This is a genomic window from Corynebacterium sp. CQ3829_602738, from assembly GCF_054478435.1.
In genome coordinates this window covers 584434-605211 of sequence record NZ_CM137003.1, presented here as the reverse complement: position 1 = coordinate 605211, position 20778 = coordinate 584434, and the positions used below count along the sequence as shown (strand labels likewise).

General features: G+C 67.7%; 22 protein-coding genes. 6 read left to right on the top strand and 16 right to left on the bottom strand.

Going from position 1 to position 20778, the window contains the following annotated elements; genetic code table 11:
- Positions 1–8: 8 nt before the first annotated feature.
- Genes lpqB through ACX1NL_RS02885 form a run of 5 tightly spaced genes read right to left on the bottom strand, consistent with a single transcriptional unit; the run spans position 9 to position 5044 of the window.
- Positions 9–1712: an MtrAB system accessory lipoprotein LpqB gene (lpqB, locus tag ACX1NL_RS02905; protein WP_458898561.1), complete on the bottom strand. Its 1704-nt coding sequence runs from the start codon at positions 1710–1712 to the stop codon at positions 9–11.
- Positions 1705–3336: an MtrAB system histidine kinase MtrB gene (gene mtrB, locus ACX1NL_RS02900; protein ID WP_458898560.1), complete on the bottom strand. Its 1632-nt coding sequence runs from the start codon at positions 3334–3336 to the stop codon at positions 1705–1707. Before mtrB ends, lpqB begins: the two co-directional genes overlap by 8 nt.
- A 33-nt stretch (positions 3337–3369) precedes the next feature.
- Positions 3370–4053, bottom strand: coding sequence for an MtrAB system response regulator MtrA (mtrA, locus tag ACX1NL_RS02895; RefSeq protein ID WP_458898559.1), 684 nt, complete (start codon positions 4051–4053; stop codon positions 3370–3372).
- 27 nt (positions 4054–4080) lie between these two features.
- A complete protein-coding gene (locus tag ACX1NL_RS02890) occupies positions 4081–4689 on the bottom strand; it encodes a dTMP kinase (protein WP_458898558.1) in 609 nt (202 codons plus the stop codon).
- A 4-nt stretch (positions 4690–4693) separates the two neighbouring features.
- Complete coding sequence (locus ACX1NL_RS02885; RefSeq protein ID WP_458898557.1) at positions 4694–5044, bottom strand: hypothetical protein; 351 nt, start codon at positions 5042–5044, stop codon at positions 4694–4696.
- A gap of 225 nt (positions 5045–5269) precedes the next feature.
- Between ACX1NL_RS02885 and ACX1NL_RS02880 the strand changes: the two genes are divergently transcribed.
- The gene (locus ACX1NL_RS02880; RefSeq protein WP_458898556.1) at positions 5270–6358 is read left to right on the top strand and encodes a hypothetical protein; all 1089 of its coding nucleotides are present in this window, start codon (positions 5270–5272) and stop codon (positions 6356–6358) included.
- Between the two features lie 3 nt (positions 6359–6361).
- On the opposite strand, the gene manA is transcribed toward ACX1NL_RS02880, so the two are convergent.
- Genes manA through ACX1NL_RS02860 form a run of 4 tightly spaced genes read right to left on the bottom strand, consistent with a single transcriptional unit; the run spans position 6362 to position 10480 of the window.
- On the bottom strand, positions 6362–7543 hold the full coding sequence (gene manA / locus ACX1NL_RS02875; RefSeq protein ID WP_458898555.1) for a mannose-6-phosphate isomerase, class I: 1182 nt from the start codon (positions 7541–7543) through the stop codon (positions 6362–6364).
- A gap of 10 nt (positions 7544–7553) precedes the next feature.
- Positions 7554–8567, bottom strand: a complete 1014-nt coding sequence (locus tag ACX1NL_RS02870; protein ID WP_458898554.1) for a hypothetical protein — start codon at positions 8565–8567, stop codon at positions 7554–7556.
- A 25-nt stretch (positions 8568–8592) separates the two neighbouring features.
- Positions 8593–9963 carry a phosphomannomutase/phosphoglucomutase gene (locus ACX1NL_RS02865; RefSeq protein ID WP_458898553.1) on the bottom strand — a complete coding sequence of 457 codons (1371 nt, stop codon included), beginning with the start codon at positions 9961–9963 and terminating at the stop codon, positions 8593–8595.
- Positions 9964–10015: 52 nt separating this feature from the next.
- Positions 10016–10480, bottom strand: a complete 465-nt coding sequence (locus ACX1NL_RS02860; protein ID WP_458898552.1) for a DUF3499 domain-containing protein — start codon at positions 10478–10480, stop codon at positions 10016–10018.
- 93 nt (positions 10481–10573) lie between these two features.
- On the opposite strand from ACX1NL_RS02860, the gene ACX1NL_RS02855 reads away from it, so the two are divergent.
- Entirely contained in the window at positions 10574–11047 is a 474-nt protein-coding gene (locus tag ACX1NL_RS02855) for a metallopeptidase family protein (protein ID WP_070476127.1), read from the top strand.
- A gap of 3 nt (positions 11048–11050) precedes the next feature.
- Here the strand turns inward: ACX1NL_RS02855 and ACX1NL_RS02850 are convergent, their stop codons facing one another.
- The 3 genes from ACX1NL_RS02850 to ACX1NL_RS02840 all read right to left on the bottom strand — a co-directional run bounded on the left by ACX1NL_RS02850 (position 11051) and on the right by ACX1NL_RS02840 (position 13714).
- Positions 11051–11299 (bottom strand): WhiB family transcriptional regulator, encoded by a 249-nt coding sequence (locus ACX1NL_RS02850; protein ID WP_171194374.1) that lies wholly within the window; start codon positions 11297–11299, stop codon positions 11051–11053.
- 328 nt (positions 11300–11627) lie between these two features.
- Entirely contained in the window at positions 11628–12746 is a 1119-nt protein-coding gene (gene manB, locus ACX1NL_RS02845) for a mannose-1-phosphate guanylyltransferase (RefSeq protein ID WP_070844803.1), read from the bottom strand.
- A gap of 35 nt (positions 12747–12781) precedes the next feature.
- Positions 12782–13714, bottom strand: a complete 933-nt coding sequence (locus tag ACX1NL_RS02840; protein ID WP_420840207.1) for a glycosyltransferase family 2 protein — start codon at positions 13712–13714, stop codon at positions 12782–12784.
- A gap of 81 nt (positions 13715–13795) precedes the next feature.
- Between ACX1NL_RS02840 and ACX1NL_RS02835 the strand changes: the two genes are divergently transcribed.
- From ACX1NL_RS02835 to ACX1NL_RS02820, 4 genes are all read left to right on the top strand, one after another.
- Positions 13796–15397: an LCP family protein gene (locus tag ACX1NL_RS02835; protein WP_458898551.1), complete on the top strand. Its 1602-nt coding sequence runs from the start codon at positions 13796–13798 to the stop codon at positions 15395–15397.
- 103 nt (positions 15398–15500) lie between these two features.
- Positions 15501–17132, top strand: coding sequence for an AbgT family transporter (locus ACX1NL_RS02830; protein WP_458898550.1), 1632 nt, complete (start codon positions 15501–15503; stop codon positions 17130–17132).
- A 27-nt stretch (positions 17133–17159) separates the two neighbouring features.
- Complete coding sequence (locus ACX1NL_RS02825; RefSeq protein WP_239306704.1) at positions 17160–17819, top strand: TIGR03089 family protein; 660 nt, start codon at positions 17160–17162, stop codon at positions 17817–17819.
- A gap of 87 nt (positions 17820–17906) precedes the next feature.
- On the top strand, positions 17907–18227 hold the full coding sequence (locus tag ACX1NL_RS02820; protein ID WP_458898549.1) for a hypothetical protein: 321 nt from the start codon (positions 17907–17909) through the stop codon (positions 18225–18227).
- Between the two features lie 115 nt (positions 18228–18342).
- On the opposite strand, the gene ACX1NL_RS02815 is transcribed toward ACX1NL_RS02820, so the two are convergent.
- Genes ACX1NL_RS02815 through ACX1NL_RS02800 form a run of 4 tightly spaced genes read right to left on the bottom strand, consistent with a single transcriptional unit; the run spans position 18343 to position 20775 of the window.
- Positions 18343–18615 carry a ribbon-helix-helix domain-containing protein gene (locus ACX1NL_RS02815; protein ID WP_458898548.1) on the bottom strand — a complete coding sequence of 91 codons (273 nt, stop codon included), beginning with the start codon at positions 18613–18615 and terminating at the stop codon, positions 18343–18345.
- Between the two features lie 28 nt (positions 18616–18643).
- Positions 18644–19054: a YdcF family protein gene (locus tag ACX1NL_RS02810; protein WP_202032303.1), complete on the bottom strand. Its 411-nt coding sequence runs from the start codon at positions 19052–19054 to the stop codon at positions 18644–18646.
- A gap of 49 nt (positions 19055–19103) precedes the next feature.
- Entirely contained in the window at positions 19104–19607 is a 504-nt protein-coding gene (gene purE / locus ACX1NL_RS02805) for a 5-(carboxyamino)imidazole ribonucleotide mutase (RefSeq protein WP_070845032.1), read from the bottom strand.
- A gap of 4 nt (positions 19608–19611) precedes the next feature.
- The gene (locus ACX1NL_RS02800; RefSeq protein ID WP_458898883.1) at positions 19612–20775 is read right to left on the bottom strand and encodes a 5-(carboxyamino)imidazole ribonucleotide synthase; all 1164 of its coding nucleotides are present in this window, start codon (positions 20773–20775) and stop codon (positions 19612–19614) included.
- Between the last annotated feature and the right edge of the window lie 3 nt (positions 20776–20778).

Genomic DNA, 20778 nt, shown 5'->3' with positions numbered 1-20778 from the left:
GGGAAAGGCTAGCGCGAAGTGATCGGCAGCGCGCGCACACCTTCCAGGCCGGGCACCTCGCGCCAGATCGGGTTGTCCGCGCCGGAGGCTGGCACCTGCAGCAAGGCGTTAGCGTCGGTGACGTACAGCGTGCTCGGCGACGCCGCCACCGCCACCACCGGCGCTGAGATGTTGCCGGCGGACATCGCGGTCATGGAGGAGCCGTCCTGCTCCACGCGCATCACGGGTGTGGTGGATGTCGTGCCCACCAGCAGGGAGCCGTCCGGGCGCCAGTCCGCGGAGATCACGCTGCCCGCCAGTTCCTGGGCGTACTCGTAGACGTTGACGATGGTGCGCTCGCCCGAGGCCTGGCGCCGCACGATTCCGGTGTAGAGGCTGCCGTCGATCACCATCACCACCCGGGTGCCGGTGCGGGACAGGCGTAGGACGGAGATGTTGCCGTCGACTCCTTTGGGCAGTTCGACTTTGACCTCGCCTGTGGTCAGATTGCCGGTGGCCGCGGACTGCACGGTGCGCAGGATCCGCTTGCCGTCCACCACCGTCCACACCGCCGCGGCTTCGGGTTCGAACGAGGGACGGGTAAATGTGCCCGCGCGCATGACTTCCGCCTCGGTGCCGTCGAACCGTCCCACGCGGAAGACGTCGTCCTCATCGTCGCCGGGTTTGCCAAAGATGGCGGCCCACTCGCCGCCGCCGGCGATGTCCACGGAAGACACGTCGCTGGCCGTGCCGAGGCTGCCTTCGACAGGCTGCGTGGAGCGCTCGTCCACGCGCACGACCTTGCCGCTGGACAGGGCGTAGAGCTTGGTCTCCCCCACCGTCTCCACCAGCGGGCTTGCTGCGATGAAGTCGTCGGTGTCCAGGGCGGTGGTGCCGTCGATAAGCGGTTGCCCGTCGGCCTCAAGCGTGTACGGGCCGGTGACGCCGGCGGAGGCGAGCGTCCACACCACTTGGGCCGCGAAGCGGGCGCGTTCCTCCTCGCCCACGTCGGCGAAACCGCTGAAGGTGTAGGCGCCGTCCTGCTCGCCCGTGTACGTCACGCTCGAGGGCAGCGAGCCGGTGAGCGCTGGCCGCAGCCGCTCGGAGGGGCCTTCCATGAGCAGGCCGATCAGGTCGCTGGCCAGGGTTTCGCGGCGCGAGTGCACCCAGCGGCGGTCCGTGACCAGCTCCTGGTTGTCCTGGTCGAAGAAGTACAGGTTGTAGGGCTGGTACTGGTTGCGAAGTTCTGTGCGTTCGAAGACTACGCCTTGCGGAAGCGAGGAGATCCTCCACTGCCCGTCGACCATCTCCATGTCGATGGTGGCCTCGTAGTCCCCGCGCTCCGGCGCGTAGGAGCCCCCGGAGCGCACTGTGCCGACGACCTGGCCGTGCACCGCGAAACTGCGCTGCCCCACTGACGAGCCCGGCAGGGTTGTCATGCCGATGCTGTCCACCACCAGTTTCTGCCCGGTGGGGTCCCACGCCGCCGAGGCGCCTTCGGTGAGGTAGGCGCGCGCCGTCTCGTAGTCGCCGTCCGGCGTGGCGGATGCGTGGTAAAAATCGCGCAGCAAAAGGTCCGGCTCTTGCCCTTCCTTCGGGCCTGCTTCCTGCGTTTCGGTCTCCTCGGGGGCGAAGGAGCGGATGACGTGCGGCGCGGAGTTCGTGGGCAGCGACGCGCAGCTAGTGGTCAGCGCAGTCAGCGCAACTGTGAGGCAGGCAAGGGTTTTACGCATCGGTGTCCTCCTGGGGCACTCGCTTATCGACGGCTCCGCCTTCCCCACCAATTCCTTCAGCGCTGTCAGCAGAGTGGTCTGCACCTTCGGGTGGTTCCGCTGTTTCGGCGGCGCGCGGCGCCTCGAGCGGGAGCGGGGATTCGCTGAACCCGGCCTCGAGGTGGCGCGGCAGCACCAGGCGGAACTGCGAGCCCACCCCGAATTCGCCGATCGCGTCGAGCGTGCCGCCGTGCAGCTGCGCGTCCTCGCGGGCAATCGCCAGGCCCAGCCCGGTGCCGCCGGAGTGGCGCTTACGGGACTTGTCCGCGCGCCAGAAACGATTGAACACCAGATCTTCCTCACCGGTTTTCAGTCCCACGCCGCCGTCGGTGACCGTGATCGCCACCGCCTCGTCGTTGCAGCGCATGCGCACGGTGACCGGATTGCCTTCGGAGTGGTCGATGGCGTTGGCCATGAGGTTGCGCACCACGCGCTCGATGCGGCGGGCGTCGCCCTCCAGCGTCTGCGGCTCGTCCGGGATGTCGAAGATGACGTCCACGTCCAGCTCCTCAGCCAGGTGGTGGGTTTGCTGCCAGGCGGACTCCACCGGCTGGCGCGCATCCACGTTCGCCGAGGACAGCTCGGCCACGCCGGCGTCGTGGCGGGAAATCTCCAACAGGTCGTTGAGCAGCGCCTCGAAGCGGTCCAGCTCGCTGGTCATCAGCTGCGAGGCGCGCTTGGTCGCTGGCTCCAGCGAGTCCTCATTCGCGGCGATGAGGTCCGCCGCCATGCGCACCGTGGTCAGCGGGGTGCGCAGCTCGTGCGAGACGTCGGAGGTGAACTGGCGCTGCAGCGAGCCGTACTCCTCCAGGTTGGCAATCTGCTTGCTTAGGGTGTCCGCCATGTCGTTGAAAGACATGGCTAGCACGGCCATCTCGTCCTCGCCGTCGACAGGCATTCGCTCCCGCAAGTGCCCGGAGGCGAAACGCTGTGCGGTGCGGGAGGCGGAGCGCACCGGCGCAACAATCTGCTGGGACGCGAGCCAGGAAATGCCCATCAGCAGCACGACGACGATCACGGCGGCGGACGCCAAAATGCCGCGCATGAGCGCCACGGTGGAGACTTCGCTCTCCATGTTCATCACCAGGTAGAGGCGAAGATTGGGGATGTCCGCGTTGGTCGGGGTGCCCACGATCAGCGCGTCGTAGGCCGAGCCGTCCGGGCGCTCCACGGTGGCGAACTGGTAGGCCACGTTGCCGTCCGTGACGTAGTCGCCCAGCCGCTTCGGAATCTGGTACGCCTCGGGCGAGGACGTCACCGACCCGTTCGGGGCTTCCACCACCAGCACCGGCTCGTAGAAGCTTGCGGAGTCGCCGCTTTCCTGCGCGCGCTGCGTCAACCCGGCGCGCGCCGAGTTCAGGCGCGCCTGCAGGGAGGCGGAGGACCCGGAGTTGGCCAGCTGGTACTCCACGGTCGAACGGGCACGCTCGATTTCCACGCTGGCGGTTTCAATCTTGGCTGCGGTGATGCGGTCCGTGACAACGGACGCCAGCGCGAAGCCAAGCACAGACATCACGACCGTGGACACCAGCAGCACCGTGCCCACGAAGCGCACCTGCAGCTTCGTGGACCAGGCGTGCCGCACCCGGTCGCCGACACGACGTATGGCGTCCAGGTGCTACACCTCCGTCTTACCGGTCTTGTAGCCCACGCCGCGGACCGTGAGGATGATCTCCGTGTTTTCCGGGTCGTGCTCGATCTTGGAGCGCAGACGCTGCACGTGCACGTTGACCAGGCGGGTGTCGGAGGCGTTGCGGTAGCCCCACACGGACTCCAGCAGCTCTTCGCGCGAGTGCACCTGGTTGGGCTTGCGGGCCATTTCCACCAGCAGGTCGAACTCCAGCGGGGTGAGCTGGATTTCCTCGTCGCCGCGGGTGACGGTGTGCTGCGGCACGTCCACGGTCAGGTCGCCGACCTCGAAGACATCCGCCGGGGTCTCGTCGGTGCGGCGCAGGCGCGCGCGAATGCGGGCGACGAGCTCCTTCGGCTTGAACGGTTTGGTGATGTAGTCGTCCGCGCCGGACTCCAGGCCCAGCACGACGTCCACCGTGTCCGTCTTAGCGGTGAGCATGACCACGGGAACCGCGGACTCCTTGCGGATCTCGCGGCAAATGTCGATGCCGTTGACACCCGGCAGCATCAGATCCAGCAGGATCAAATCCGGATCGAACGAGCGGAAGGCAGGCACCGCCTCAGCACCGTCCGTCACGGAGCTGGTTTGGAAGCCTTCGGCCTCCAACACGATTGTCAGCATCTCGTTGATCGCCGGGTCGTCGTCCACCACGAGGATCTTCGGTGCCATGCGTCCTCCTATCTTGCGCTGCTTTTACTACTGCGCCAGCTCGTTCACTGCCTGCATGATAACCGCCGGATCTGCGGTGCGAAGCCACCGGCTCACCCAGTTTTGCTCCGCCAGCTCCGCGTACGCCTGGAAGGTCGCAACCTGCAGGGCCACGTCGCGCTCGTAGCGGTCGCGGGTGCGCGTGGCGTCCTGCTCTTCGCGCGCCTCCGCGCGCTCGCGGGCCACGTCCGGGGTGGTGTCCACCAGCACCTGGAGATCGGGCTTGGGCAGCCCCAGCTTCCCAAACTCCAGGTCGTGGACCCACTTCACCGCGGCCGCGTCACCCGTGCGTGCGCTGGTGTACGCCGCGTTGGAGGCGACGTAACGGTCCAGGATGATAATGCGGTCGCGGTGGCCAGCGAAGCCGTCGAGAAGCTCCTTCGCCCCATGCCTGTCCAGGGCGAACATGGTGGCCATGCCGAACGCGGAATCGGTCAGGTCGCCCATGCGGCCGTGCAGCGCGTCCTGCGCCAGCTGCGCGTGCACGGACGTCTCGTAGCGGGGAAACGCCAGGGTCTCGGCGCTAAAGCGCTCTTTGAGCGCGGTGACAAGCGTGTTTTTGCCGGCACCGTCGATGCCTTCAACAGCGACAATCATGCAGCTACGCCAGCGCCTCGAGGAACTGCTCCAGATCCTGCTCGGTGTCCGCCTCCTCGAGCACGGCGGCCGCGGACTCGACCAGCTGCTCGTCCATCTCGTCCGGGCGCATGCGGATAAACGGGTAGGTCTCCGCAATCTCGCCGGCGGAAAACGGCGCGCCCGACCAGATCGCCGCAATGGTGGCTGCGGCCTGGCCGTTGAGCAGCTCGTCTTCGCTCGGATCCTGCTTCGCGGCGAGGAGGACCGCATCACGGACCGCCTCAAAAACCTCGTCGAAGTCGAGATCGACCAGCTCGTCCAGGAAGTCGGTGTTGGCATCGACCGTGAAAATCTGCTCGTCCCAAGTGCTCACTGCGGCGCTCCTTCCAGAAATGGTGCGCGAGCCGACGCCCGCGCGAGGTGTTACACCCATCTGTATACGGCAAAACCGTTCCACGGGGCAGGCAAACGCGCAACGACTCGCCGCGCAGGGGTTCCGCATTTACCATTCGCGTGCTATAAACAGTGCTACAGAGCCAAACGTTACCAATTTGTAACTATGACGCGGGGCCGGAAACGACCCGCGGGAGGAGCCATCGTGGAAGGGACAGCACGCCGGGTAGCCGTCTTCATCGGCGCAGGTGCGCTCCTTGCTGCCCTCGTCGGGTTCACCGTCTGGGCCACCTCCTCCCCAGGCCAGAACAACCGCGCCGGATTCACCGCGGAAGCCGCAGGCACCACCGGCACCAGCGCGACGTCCACCACGTCGAGCCCGACGACCGCAACGGTGACGGAGAACCAGACACACACCCGGACCGTGCGCAGCTCCGCCAGCGCAGCCGACAACGGCAGCGGCGCGAGCGCGGCCGGTCACGCCGACTCCGACCGCTCCGGCCAGCAACGTGTCGGTGCCGCCATGCCCACCGGCTACAACGCGGCGCACGACCCGTACCTGCCGCCGCACGCTGTCGTTGCTCCTGCGCCAGAATCCGGGCAGCCGGCGCGGGTGTTCCGCCCGTCCAACATTGTCCCGTCCTCTGCCCGCCCGATGGCAGCACCGCAGGGCACCACCGCGGCAGCGGAGCCGACCCCGGCGCGACAGACCGACGCTCGCACCCCCTCCCAGCAAACGCCGGGCAGCACCCCGCCGCGCGAGCCGGAGAGCAGCGCTGCTCAGACGAGCACGCCGGACACCCCGGCACCTGGCGGGTCTGAGGTGCAGCCGTCGCAGGCCACCGAGCCGACGCACACCCCGGCAGCGGAGCCGTCGAAGCAGCCTGAGCAGCCGCAGACCACCGAGGCGCCGGACGAGGCGTCCAGCGAGTCCGAGCAGACGCCGCAGCCGGGCAGCGGCTCGGGCCCGTCGCACGGACCGGACGACTTGGACGGCACAGGCGGTTCGAACGGTATCCAGGTGGCAGAGCCGTCGGCAGCCGAGGCCCCCGATGCGCAGGAGGCTCAGACGCCGGAGATGCAGCTGCAGGGCGCAGGCGCTGCCGCGCAGCCGAGCGCGGCTGCGCAGGACCAAAGCGACGCGCCGCAGACCCCGGATGCCTCCGCCGCAGAGGCGCCCGCCTCCCCCACCCGCGTGGCCGGCAAGGAAGACGTAGCGGGCTACCCGCAGGAAAAAGACGGCATGACGGCGCGCGACGTGTTCGACAAGATCACCGGCCGCGAGAGCAAGTAGCGGCTAGGCCGTCGCCACAAACACCTGGGCCGCGCCCGCGGCGGTCAGCTCCACTGCACCATCGTTTGCCGGCACCCAAGCGCCGTTGCCCTGGGACAGCGTGAATCCGTCGGCGCCGCGCACGGTCCCGGAGGTGCACAGCACAATCGCGGGGCCGTCTTCGTCGACCGCCAGCGTGTCGCCGTCGTCAAGCAAATGCACCCGCACCGCGAAACTGTCCACCGGAAGCTGGAACTCCACACCGCCGTGCGACGGGGCCGCCTCCGCCCGCGGGTTTTCCAGGGTGCTGAAGTCCAGCACCTTCACCAGCTCCGGCACGTCCACGTGCTTGGTGGTCAACCCGCCGCGCAGCACATTGTCGGAGTTGGCCATCACCTCCACGCCCAGACCCGACAGGTAGGCGTGGAGCTGGCCTGCGCGCAAAAACGCGGCCTCGCCGGGCGCAAGGGTGAGCACGTTGAGCAGCAGCGCCGCCAGCACGCCCACATCACCCGGGTAGGCCCGGTTGAGCTCGAGGTAGACCTCGGCGGCCTCCACCATCCACGCAGGGGCTGCGTGCTTGTCGACGAGCTCCGCCGCCGCACGGGCAACCGATTCGATCAACTCCACCCTCGGCTGGTGCGGCAGGGAAATGAGCGTGGTGAACAGCGCGCGCAGATCCCCTTCGCCGTCCGTGGGCAGCAAAGAGGCGTAGCGGTCCAGCTCCGCGCTGCCGAGCTCGGCGAAAAACGCGGCGGTGTCCGGCACCGGGCGGAACCCGGCCAGCGCGCGGAACTCGGTCAGCGCGACGATGAGTTCGGGCTTGTGGTTCGGGTCCTTGTAGTTGCGGTCCGGGCTGTTCAGCGCGATGCCCTCGGCATTTTCGCGCGCGAAGCCTTCCTTGGCCTGCTCCAACGAGGGGTGGGCCTGGATGCTCAAGGGCGCGGCCGCGGCGAGCAGCTTGACCAGAAACGGCAGCTGGTCGCCGTGCGCCTCTTGCACGCGCTTGCCCAGGGCGGCGGCCGGGTCGGCCGCGATCGCCTCGTCCAAGCCTTGCCCGTTGATCTTCGCCGGGGCGGCCGGGTGGGCGCCGAACCAGAGTTCCGCCTGCGGCTGCGGGCTCGGCGAAGGCTCGCCGCGCAGCTGGGCGATCAACGTGTGGGAGCCCCAGGGGTAGGGGCGCAGAGCTCCTTCGAGGTGCTCCATGGTTCTCCTTCTACTCCTCCGTGGCGGCGACAGCGTCGGTGCCGCCGGTGGCGTCGGCGGCAAGCGCCGTCGCCGCGTAGGCCCGGGCAACCAGGCGCGCCGCGCGGGCCGCCGGATCATCCGCATCGGTCTCCACGGATTCGATCTGGCTGCCTGCCGGGACCACCGGATCGGTGGCCTCGCACGACCAAACAACGGTTGTTAAACCTACCAGCTTCGCGGGGCCGTCGAGGTAGGGGTCGTGGAAGATATCGTCCGCGGCGGCGGTGGAATTGCCCTCCTGAGCACGCTCGACGGCGAAGGGCAGCTCGCGCGCGTCCACGAAGGAGGCGGGGATGCCGTGCGTAGACCACAGGGCCGCAACAAGCTGCGCCACCGCGCTGCCTGCCGGGCCGAACCCGGTGTGCAGCACGCGGGCACCGTCGGCCTGGGCGCGCAGTTTGCGCGCGGCGTTGACCGCCACGTCGCGCTTCGGGGAGACGGACTCCAGCTCCGCGTCCACCTCCGATGCCAGCAGCTCGAAGCGTTCCGCCACCACCTCGGCCGGCTGGCGCAGCGCGAGCAGCACGGCACCGACGACGGCGCAGGTGCGCAGCGGGGAGTCCCCGGCGGTGTCGGGCAGGGCGGGGATGACGGTGGCGGCCTGTGGTGCGTCGTCAAGCAAGGGCCCCTTGTTCGGGCCCGCGAGGATGGTCTCGGCGCCGCGGCTGGCCGCGGTGGTCAAACCGCGCAGGTCCTCCTCGCGGCCGGCGTTGTCGCCCACAACTACCACGACGTCGAGCGCGCCGACGTACGCCGGAAGCTGGTCGGCGACCACCACCGGCACCTCGAGCGGGGCGGCGAACGCCGCCACCGCCCGCGCCGCGGCGGCCGCGACCTGGTCGGTGGCCAGCACAACCACGCTGCGGGGTGCAAGCCCGCGCAGCCCCGCAAGCAGGTGCGCCGCCTGGCCCACGGCGCGGAGCTGGGCGCCCTCGTGGGCGATGTCGAAAAACAGGGCGTCTTCCCTGGAAAATCCGCTCATACCCCGCGAGCGTACGCGGGGAAGCTTATGCGCGGATGATGCCGAGGATTTCCTCGGTCAGCGCGTCCACCTCCTCGCGCGTCGGCGCCTCGGCGTTGAGCCGCAGCAGCGGCTCGGTGTTGGAGGCGCGCACGTTGAACCACGCCTTGGAGTCCTTCAACTGCACCGTCACGCCGTCGAGGGTGTCCACGGATTCCGCGCGTTCCGCAAACGCGTCCACCACGCGCTGCGTGGCGGCTGCCTGGTCGGCGACCTCGGAGTTGATCTCGCCGGAGGCGGTGTAGCGCTCGTAGGCGCCCATCAGCTCGCTCAGCGGCGCGTCCTGCTCCGCCAGCGCGGCCAGCACGTGCAGCGCGGCCACCAGGCCGGAGTCGGCGTTGAAGAATTCCGAGAAGTAGTAGTGCGCGGAGTGCTCGCCGCCGAACAGCGCGGAGTGCTCCGCCATCTGCGCCTTGATGTAGGAGTGGCCCACGCGGGTGCGCACCGCCTTGCCGCCGTGCTCCTCGATCAGCTCCGGCACCGCGCGGGAGGTGATCAGGTTGTGGATGATCGTCGCGCCCGGGTGCTGCTCGAGCGTGCGGGTGGCAATCAGCGCGGTGATCGCGGACGGCGAGACGGCCTCACCCCGCTCGTCAACCACGAAGCAGCGGTCCGCGTCGCCGTCGAAGGCCAGGCCGATGTCGGCGCCCTGTTCCACGGTGAACTTCTGAAGGTCCACAAGGTTCTTCGGGTCCAGCGGGTTCGCCTCGTGGTTGGGGAAGGTGCCGTCGAGCTCGAAGTACAGCGGGCGGATGTCCATGTCCCCCAGCACCGCCGGCACTGTCATGCCGGCCATGCCGTTGGCCGCGTCCACCGCGACAACAAGCTTGCGGCGCGTGGGCACCGGCACAAGTTCGCGCAGGTAGGAGGCGTACTCCTCCAGGGCGTCATGCTTATCGACGACTCCCGCTTCCCCCTCGTACCCCGGCACGCCCTCGAGGATCATGCGGCCAATCTCGCCCAGGCCGGTGTCCGTGGACACCGGGGTCGCACCCGCGCGGCAGAGCTTGATGCCGTTGTACTGCGCCGGGTTGTGCGAGGCGGTGAACATGGCGCCCGCGCAGCGCTGGGTGCCGGCGACGAAGTAGAGCTCGTCGGTGGACGTCAGGCCCAGCAGGGTCACGTTGATCCCCTGGCTGGCGGCGCCTTGGGCGAAGACGTCTGCAAGCGCCGGCGAGGACGGGCGCATGTCGTGGCCGACAGCGATGCGGGTCTCGCCTTCCCCGCGCAGGATGTGCGCGAACGCCGCGCCAGCGGTGCGGACGAAGTCCTCGTCGATGGTCTCGCCGACGACGCCGCGGACGTCGTACGCCTTGATCACGCTTTTCAGCGTTGCTTCTGTGTGCTCAATAGCCATGCGCGGTATCTTATCGCGCGCCCCCGACACGGGCCTGCGCAGACCGCTGTTGCTACTGCTCTACCTCCGGGTCCGGCACGATGCGCAGGTGGGAGCGACGCGCCGCCTTGGCCGCCGCGATCTGCTCCTCCACCCGCTTCGTGCGGTGCACCGGGTGGTTGGAGGTGTCCGGGTTGTTGAAGTCTTTCTCCGCCGAGTACTCGATCGGGTCCTGGCCGGTTTCCACCAGCCCGGTGGTCACCCGTCCTGCTTCGCGCACCGCCTCCGCGAGTGCGGTGATGTCGGTGTTCTCCTCGTCCAGTTCGTCGTCGAGTTCGACGTGCTCGACGCGGACTAGCTCCCAGCCCACCGGGGCGGTGATGTGCGCGGAATGGCGCTCGCACAGATCCCACGCGTGCGGGTCCGGGGCGGGCGCGAGCGGCCCGATAACTGCCGTCGAATCCGCGTACGCGTAGATCAGCGTGGCCACGGCGGGCCGGCCGCACCCGGGGCGGCAACAACGGCGGTAGATATTCACGGCGCCAAGTCTAAACCCCACATTGAGATTTCGATAGTGCAACGCGGCGCGCCCGCGCCACCTGCGCCCCGCGGCGCAATAGCATTGCCAGCTATGAGCTCCACTGGCCCCTCCCACGTGCAACCGGCCCGCAACCGCCACGGCCACGGTGTGCGCGGGCCCATCCTGCCGATCGGCGTGCCGCGCTACCGCACCCGCGCAGACAGCTTCGACCAGCTGGTCATCGACGCCTACGCACCGCTGCACAACCAGTACTTCAACGAGCTGGCCGGCGTGGACCTTGCCGTGGACACTATTCCCCGGATGCGTCTCAGCCCCGACATGACGGTGTTTCCGGACGAGATCATCGCCGACGGCCCGGTGCCGCTCGGGCGCGTGCTGCAGGCCGGGGTGGACAAGCAGGGCAACCCCACCCGCGCACGCTTCGTGGTGTTCCGCATGCCCATCGAGCACCGGGCAGCGCAAACACAAGAGCGGTCAGAACTCATCACCTGGGTTCTGACCGCTCTTGTGGCCAATTACCTCAACTTGGATCCGAGGACTATCTCCCCAGACTTCCCCTGGTAGGGCTTAGCCGATCTGCTTTTTCAGGCGGCGGCGCTCACGGTCGGAGAGCCCGCCCCAAATGCCAAAACGCTCGTCGTGCTCGAGCGCGTATTCCAAGCACTCGTCGCGCACTGCGCACGCTTTGCAGATCCGCTTCGCCTCGCGGGTGGAGCCGCCCTTCTCCGGGAAAAACGCCTCCGGGTCGGTCTGGGCGCACAGCGCCTGATCCTGCCACTCCTGCTCGACGGCGCCGAACAACTCGTCGAGGGTCATCCCTCCTGCGGCCGCGCCGCGGAGGGTGGCGTCTGCCTGGTTTTCCACGCCATTACCTTCCTTAGTTGCTTGTCGGTCGTATAAGAGTGGTGACCGCAGTTCCCGGCTGGCGGGCACTGCGGATAACACTGCTGTGATTACACACCGGGACACTAAATAGCCGCAACCAGAATTCTGCAGTTTCGGTCCCCCGCCCCCCATTTCCCACGTCGCTCGTCACACGAGTCACATTAGTCACACGCGCCAGAAGATGGGGGTGCACATCGGGGGTACTACATATGGTAGCGGCGCCGAATTGAGCAACTATTTTTCAGTTTTGGCGTGTCGCTTACGCGTCCGGAGAGAAACGCACTCCCGAATCCGGGATTTCCACGCCCGGCCACACGCGCATGCCCGCCTGCAGCTCGCAACGCGCGCCAATCGTTGCCCCTTCGCCGATCACGCAGTCCGTGATCCGCGCGTTCGCGCCGATCCGCGCACCAGCGGCGATAATCGAGTTGCGCACCATCGCGCCAGGCTCGATGGTCACGCCGTCGAAAATCACCGAGTCGTCCACACGCGAGCCGGCCCCGATCTCGCAGCCGCGGCCCACAGCCGTGCCACCGATGAGGATGACGCCGTGCGCGACGCCAGCGGAGTCGTCCACAAGCGACTCGCCCGTACGCCCCTCGAGCAACGGCGAGTACGCGATGCCGCGCACCACATCGGAAGACCCCTGGACGAAATCGTCCGGGCGGCCCATGTCGCGCCAGTAGGACGAATCCACGTGGCCGACCACCTTCGCGCCCGCCTCCAGCAGACCCGGGAACGTGTCGCGCTCCACCGACACCACGCGCCCGGCCGGGATCTGCTCGATCACAGAACGCTTGAACACGTAGCAGCCGGCGTTGATCTGGTCGGTCGGCGGATCCTCCGTCTTCTCCAAAAACGCCAGCACGTTGCCGTCCTCGTCGGTGGGCACCGAGCCGAACGCGCGCGGATCCGGCACGCGCACCAGGTGCAGCGTCACGTCGGCGTCCTTGTCCACGTGGGTGGTGGCGATGGCGGACAGGTCCGCGCCGGAGAGCACATCGCCGTTGAACACCATGGCGTTGTCGTAGCGCAGCTTGTCGTACACGTTGCGGATGCCGCCGCCGGTGCCCAGGGCCTCTTCCTCCACCACGTACTCGATTTCCAAGCCGAACTCGGAACCGTCGCCGAAGTACTCCTCGAACACCTCAGCCTTGTACGACGTGCCCAGCACCACATGGTTCATGCCTGCCGCCTTAATGCGGGCGAGCAGGTGCGCCAAAAACGGGTAGCCCGCGGTGGGCAGCATCGGCTTCGGGGTGGACACCGTCAGCGGGCGCAGACGCGTGCCGCGCCCGCCCACCAGGATCACCGCGTCCATCTCAGTGACTGCCCCGTCGGGCGCCTGCGCGGCGCCGATGTGCTCCGAAGTTGCCATTGCTTGTCCTTTTCTTCCTGGTGTTTGTGGTCTAACTAAGTATCGGTGCGCCGCCGCGGTTTGCGCAGGCCAAGTTGGAACGCCCCGCGCACCTTCAGCCCGAGCCACAACGCCCACCGCAGCGGTGCCTGCCACGGGTGCGGGTGCCTGTCGCGCTGGAAGCGGTAGGCCGAGCCGTGGTGGGCGGGCACCGTGACCTTGCGGAACTTGCCGGCCACGTGGCCCTGGTCGTGCAGGATCACCGACGACGGGCAGTACAGGTTGTCCCACCCTGCGCGCGTAAGCCTGTCGCCGAAGTCAATGTCTTCGAGGTACATGAAGTAGCGCTCGTCGAAGCCGCCGATGGCGTCGAACGCGTCCCACCGCACCAGCAGGCACGCGCCCGAGAGCCACCCTGCGGTGCGCTGGACGTGCATGTTCGCGTCCGCCTTGTAGGCGCGGGAAAACGGGTTGCGTGGCCAGACGTCGTAAAGCAATGCATGCCCGATGCCTGTGGCAAGCCCGGGCACCTCGCGGGCGCTCGGGTACGCGGAGCCGTCCGCTTCCTCGATGCGCGGGCCCGCCGCCCCCGCCTTTGGAGCAGCGTCGATGCAGCGGATCAGCTCGTCGATACTGCCCGGGCCAAACTCGACGTCGGGGTTGACGATGAGGAAGTAGTCGTTTCGGATCGCATTCGCTTCTCGACGCTCCGCAAGTGCCGCGGCTGCGACATTAATCGCCGCCCCGTAGCCGATGTTTCCGCCGGTGGGGAGGAATTCCACGTGCTCGTGCTCAGCGGCGGCGCGCTGGGGCGCGCCGTCTGTGGAGCCGTTGTCCGCGCAGACCAAATGCACCTCGCCGCGCGTTGCCGCGTCGAGCGACGCAATCAGGTGCGACAAATGCTCGCCCGGCGAGTAGGTCACCGTGATCACCGCGAGCGGCGCGTCAGTCGGATGGAGAGAGTCAGCGTTCACAATGGCTGGAATCATACCCACCAGTGGGGCCGGAATTGGTGTACGGCACAGGCACAGCCGAGGGTATTCGGGAGGGAATGTCGTATACTTCCCCGCGTGACTGACCCCAATCGGCGTGCCCGCGACATTCAGGCGGCACCATCGCGAACGCGAGACGTGTCCCAGTCCGGCCACCCTGTGGTCAAAGGAGTGCTGGCTGTAGTCTCCGCCCTGGCGATCACCCTGTCCGGCGTCGGCTACTTCGCCGTCGGCCGCCTGGGCGGGCAGCTGTCCGCCTCAGAGCTAGACGTGAGCTCCCAGAGCAAATCCAAGGGCAAGGGCAACAAGGACGACGCGGTGCTCGACGGCGCGGTGGATATCCTGCTCGTCGGCTCCGACTCGCGCACGGACGCGCAGGGCAACCCCTTAAGCGAGGACGAGCTCGCCCGCCTCAACGCCGGTGTGGCCGATGGCGAGATCAACACCGACACCATCATGGTTGTCCGCATCCCGGAGGATGGCTCGAAGGCGACGGCCGTTTCCATCCCGCGCGACACCTACGTCCACGACTCCACCTACGGCAACCTCAAGATCAACGGCGTTTACGGCGCCTACGCTGCCGACAAGCGCGAAGAGCTGGTCGAGGAAGAGGGCATGTCCGAAGGCCCCGAGCTGGAGCAGCGGGTCGCGCGCGCGGGCCAAGAGGGGCTGATCGACGCGGTGGCTGACCTCACCGGCGTGGAGGTGGACCACTTCGCGCAGGTGGGCCTGCTCGGCTTCGTCTTGCTCACCGACGCCGTGGGCGGCGTGACCGTGTGCCTGAACAACGCGGTGGACGAGCCTTTGTCCGGCGCCCACTTCCCCGCCGGCGTGCAAACGCTCAACGGCACGCAGGCGTTGTCGTTCGTGCGCCAGCGCCACGACCTGCCGCGCGGCGACCTCGACCGCATTGTCCGCCAGCAGACGTTCATGGCGTCGCTGGTGCGCAACATGCTCTCTGCGGGCACCCTGACCAACCCGGCGCGCCTGCGCGAGCTGGCTAACGCCGCCGAGCGCTCCGTCACGCTGGACAAGGACTGGGACGTGGTCCGCTTCGCCCAGCAACTTTCCGGCCTGGCCGGCGACAACGTCACCTTCACCACCATTCCGGTGACCTCCGTCAACGGTGTGGGCGACTACGGCGAATCTATCGTCACCGTCGACGTGGCCCAGGTGCACCGGTTCATGGAAGACGCGGTGGAGCCCGATCAGGAAGAAGAGGACACCACCGAGACCTCCGACTCCGCAGACTCTTCCGACTCCGCGGCGTCGTCGACGCTTAGCTCCCAGGACGTCATCGTGCTCAATGCCGGGGCTGTGCCGGGCCAGGCGGGCCGCGTCGGCGAGGAGCTGGGCAAACAGGGCATCCAAGTTTCCGAGGTGGCCAACGCAATGGACGGCCTGTACTACCAGAGCCAGGTTGTGGCGCCCGACGCGGACGACCCTGCCGCCCAGGAGCTCGCCCGGATCCTCGGCGGTGTGCCGGTAGTGGCCAACGCCACGCTCGAGCCGGGCACGATGGTGGCGGTCGTGGCCGACGATTACGCAGGCCCGGGTCTCATGACCGAGGAGGAAGCGCAGCAGGAGGCGCCTGTGGGCACGCCGGGTGAGGATTTCGGCGCGACCGAGATCGGCCCCGAGATCACCGCCGACGGCGACAGCCCGCGCTGCGTGAACTAGCCCCCACCCCACCAGACCTTGTCCCACATTCCGGGAATGAAATTCCAGGCATTTTCCTGAAACTGGAGAAAACCCTGCTCGCGGTTTGGTAGAACCAGATTGCATGACTCGCACACCACGGCCCGAGCCATCGCCAGAGACCACAACAACCACCGGAACGAGTGGCGCGCCCGAAAAGCAGGGCGCGACCGACCGCGTCCTCAACACCATCGAGAAGGTGGGAAACAAGCTCCCCGAGCCGTTCACCCTCTTTCTGCTCCTGTTTTTGATCACCGCCGTCATCTCCACGGTGATGGCCTGGTCCGGGGCCCAAGTCCAGGTCCCAGGCTCCGACGAGGTCCGCCCGATCCACGGGTTCTTCACCAAGGAGGGCCTGGCCTGGTTCACCGTGAACCTGGGCGAAAACTACGTCGGGTTCCCGCCACTTGTCTACGTGATGCCCATCATCTTGGCAGTCGGCATCGCGGAGCGCTCCGGCATGCTCTCGGCGCTGATCCGCCGCTTGTTCGGCTCCGCCAACAAGACCGTCCTGCCCTACGCGGTGGGCCTGATCGGCGTGTCCGCCTCGCTGATCGCGGACCCGGCCTTCATTGTCATCCCGCCGCTGGCCGCCATGGTGTTCAAGGCCGCAGGCCGCCACCCCGTCGCCGGCCTGCTGGGTGGTTTCGCCTCCGTGGGTGCCGGCTACGCAACGTCGATCCTGCCCGGCTCCCTAGACGCGCTGTTTGCCGGCATCACCAACTCCGTCATGGAGGCGCTGCCCAGCCTGGAGGCAAACGAGGTCACGGTGATGTCCAACTACTGGTTCAACATCGCCTCCGCCTCGATCCTGGGTTTCATCGCCGGCCTGATCATCGACAAGGTGCTAGAACCTCGCCTGAACAAAATGGGCGTGCCAACCGAGGTCGCCGAAGGCGAGGACGCCCCGGACCTGGACCGCGACGGCAACGAGATCACCGCCGAGCTCACCGCCGAAGAAAAGCGCGGCCTGACCGCCACGCTGTGGGTCACGCTCCTGCTCACCATTGTCGGCACCGTCGCCGTGCTCGTGCCGGGCTCCCCGTGGCGCAACGAGGAAGGCACGTTTCTGCCGGATTCGCCCCTGATGGAGTCTTCCGTGTTCATCGTGGTGCTCTACTTCGTGGTCATGGGCTTGGTGTACGGCAAGGTCTCCGGCACGGTGAAAAACGTCACCGACGTCACGGAGATGATGGGCTCGTCCATCAAAGAAATGACCAGCTTCTTGGTGCTGGCGTTCATCCTCGGCCAGTTCATCGCGCTGTTCAACTGGTCCGGCATCGGCACCTGGACCGCCGTCAAGGGCGCGGAAGCCCTCGAATCCGCGGGCATCGGCGGCTTCGGCGCGATCATCACCTTCGTCATCCTCGCCTCCTGCCTGAACCTGCTCATCACTTCCGGGTCTGCGCTGTGGACGCTCATGGCCGCTGTGTTCGTGCCCATGTTCGCGCTTATCGGCTTCGACCCGGCGTTCATCCAGGCCGCCTACCGCGTCGGCGATTCCGCAACGCAGATCATCACCCCGCTCAACCCGTACATCATCGTCATCCTCACCCAGCTGCGCCGCTACGAGCCGAAGGCCGGCATCGGCACCCTGATGTCGCGCCTGATCGTGTTCACCGTGGTGTTCTGGATGTTCTGGCTGGTGCTGCTGTTCATCTGGTACCAGTTCGATCTTCCGTTGGGGCCGGGCGCGTCGATCATGTTGGCGTCGTAAAGCAATTGCCCCTTACGATGGGCGGGCATGAGCATGCTCGCACCGCTAATGCAGACCGACCCGTCGACGCCGCGCCTGACCGTCTACGACGACTCGCGCGGCGTGCGCATGGATTTTTCGGCGCAGACGCTGGACAACTGGGCCAGCAAGGTCGCCAACATGCTCGATGAGGAATTCGACGCCGGCGACAACGTCGCCATCGACCTGCCGGTGTCGTGGCAAGCGGCGGTCATCGCCATCGGCGCGTACAACTCCTCGCGCACCCCGCTTATCGACGCCTCCGCTGCCCCCGCCCCAGAGCTCATCTTCACCACCCTGGACGGCGCCGCGCGGTGGAGCGAAGTGCCCGATTGCGTGGTGGTTTCCGACGACCCGTTCGGCCGCGGCGTGGTGGAAGCCGGCGGCGAACTGCCCGTGGGCACCGTGGACTTCGGGCCCACCGTGCGCTTCTACGGCGACGACTATTTCGGCCAATCCCCTTCGCTGAGCTCGTTCGCCGTGCCCGGCATCGAAGCCGAGCGCTACCTGGTGCAGGACTGGCACACCACCGACGAGTTCGCCGCGAACGTGCTCGGCCCCATCGCCGCCGGCGGCTCCGTCGTGGTGGTCACCGGGCTGGTCTCCGCCGAGCGGCTGCAGGAGATCGCCGAGGCGGAGAAGGTCACCCGCTTCATCGACGGACAGTAGCTTCGCGGGCCGGTGACGGGACTCTCCGGCGGGGTCGGTTATTCTGTGGCGGATACACCCGTGCTCACGCCCATGAAGGGACCGCTCATGCTCACCAGCTCTATCTCCCGCCGCGCCATCGCACCCGCACTTGCCGTCGCCCTCGTCGCCGGGGTTGCCCCGGTGGCCACCGCCGCCCCGGCAACCGACACTGCCGCAGCCACCGACCAGACCTCTGACCAGGCCGACCAGGGCAAGCAGTCCAGCGGCCCGGGCAGCTCCGAGTACACCCAGGACGAAATCGACAACGCCAAGCGTTTCGCCGGCCTGCTCGCCGGCATCCTCGCCATCGTGGCCACCATCGGCGCCGCTGGCCTCTACTTCGCCGGCCCGCACCTGGGTCTGAACCTGCCGGGCCTGCAGAAGTAGCGCTTCCGCCCCAGCGCAACCCCCGTCTCAACGCGACCCCCATTCCACAAACCCCGAGTAAGGGATCCAGAGCATGGCCCAAAATCGGCCTTACTCTGGATCACTTACTCGGGGTTTAGCTCTGTAGGTCTGCCCCAGTCCACTGCCGGATAGCCTCGCGGATCGCATCCGACCGGGTGGTCAGACCCTCCGCTTCGGCGCGGGCCATGAGGGCGGCGACCGTTTCGTCGTCGAGACGCACCGGTACGACCGTGCCTGCACCTTTACCTACTGGTGGACGACCTCGGCGCGGAGCCGGCAGCTTTGAAAGGTCGTACCCCGCTTCAGCCTCATCAGCCCACTGCTGAATTTGCTCTTCGGTGATCGATTTGCCGTGGATCTTTTCCATGCGGATATCGTATACGAAAATCCGACCCCTACCGCCCAAATACCCGGCGCACGAAACGGCGCCACGCCACACGCGCCACGGAGTGCGGCAGCGCCACCACCTCCCGCGCGTAGTTTTTCACCCGCGACGTCTCCGGGGTCGGCGCCGCCACCAACTGCACCGGAATGTCCAGGTGCCACGCCCACACGCGGGTGCGCAAGACGTGAAACCCGCTGGTCACCACGGTCAGGCACGCGGCCTCCGGGAACAGCGCCCGGGAGCGTTCCAGGTTTTCGTTGGTGGAGCGCGCCTCCGGCTCCAGCACGATCGACGACTCGGGCACCCCGCGGACCAGCAACCAGTCGGCCATCACCTCCGCCTCCCCAAACCCGGTAACCACCAGCGGCGCGGGATCCGCACGCCACACCTCGAGCGCCCGGCGCAGCCGGAATTCGAGCATGCGCGAAGGGCGCCCGTCCACGATGCGGGCGCCCAGCACGACGATTGGGTTATTCACCCATCAGGCGCTTGCGTAGCGCCTCGTCCTTGCGCTCGACCTCGGCCGCCATGCGCGCCTGGTAGTCCACCATCTTGCGCTGCACGGACGGGTCGGCGGCACCCAGGATGCGTGCGGCCAGAAGACCGGCGTTTTTCGCCCCGCCGATGGAGACGGTCGCCACCGGCACGCCGCCCGGCATCTGCACGATGGACAGCAGCGAGTCCAGCCCATCCAGCGTGTCCAGGGCGCGCGGGATGCCGATGACCGGCAGCGGGGTCGCTGCCGCCACCATGCCCGGAAGGTGCGCCGCCCCGCCGGCGCAGGCGATGATCACCTGCAGGTCGCGCGTGTGCGCTTCCTTGGCGTAGGCCAGCATTTTCTCCGGCGTGCGGTGCGCGGAGACCACGCCCACTTCGAAGGGGATGCCGAATTCGGCGAGCACCTCGGCGGCCGGGGCGACGGTGTCCCAGTCCGAGTCGGAGCCCATGATGATGCCAACGACTGGCTGTGCCATGTGTCTAGTCCTTCCAGGTTGCGTGGATGATGTAGTGCGCGGCGTCCTCGGCCACGGCGAGCGCTTCCTCGACGGTGTCGGCGCACACGTTGACGTGCCCCATCTTGCGCCCGGGGCGGTGGTCCTTGCCGTAGAGGTGCACCTTGGCCTGCGGGTACTTGCGCATCACCTCAACGACGCGCTCGGCCATCGGCACAGTGGGGTCCTCGTCGCCGCCGAGGGTGTTGACCATGACGGTTGCGGGCGAAAGCTTATCGACGGCACCTAGCGGCCAATCCAGCACAGCCCGCACATGCTGCTCGAACTGGGAGGTCACGCACCCGTCCTGGGTCCAGTGGCCGGTGTTGTGCGGGCGCATGGCCAGCTCGTTGACCGACACTTCCGGGCCGTTGTCGCCCTCGTACTCGAACAGCTCCACGGCCAACACGCCGGTCACGCCCAAGCCTTCGGCGACCTGCACGGCGAGCTCCTCACAGCGCTTGGCTAGCTCCGCGGACATGCCCGGCGCAGGGGCGATGGCCACGCGGCAGATGCCGCCGTCCTGGCGCGACTCCACCACCGGCCAGGCGCGCACGTCGCCGGAGCGGTTGCGCGCCACCATCGCGGAAAGCTCACGGGTGAACGCGACCTTCTTCTCCGCCATCAGCGGCAGGTCGCGGCCCAGCAGGTCCTCGACCAGCTCGGCGCACTCTTCGCGTGACGACGGGAACCACACCCCGTGGCCGTCGTAGCCGCCGCGGGTGGCTTTCAGACACACCTGGCCGCCGGTCTCATCCCAGAACGCCTCGGCGTCCGCGGCCGACGCGATCGCTGCGAACGCGGGCACCGGCAGGCCTGCCTCGGACAGGCGCTTACGCTGCTCGAGTTTGTCCTGTGCGTAGATCAAAGCATCGGGGCGGGGCTCGACGGCCACGCCACCGTCGATAAGCAATTGCGCGTACTCGTTGGGCACATGCTCATGGTCGAAGGTGACCGCATCCGCGCCACCCACGACCGCGCGCAGATCCTCGAGCTTGGTGTAATCGCCGAGGCGCACATCGCCGAAAACCTGCGCGGCCGAGGCGTCCTTGCTTGCCGCGAGCACGCGGGTTTCCACGCCGAGCTCGATCGCTTCTGTCTGCATCATCCGTGCCAACTGGCCGTCGCCGATGACGGCGACGACGGGCATCCC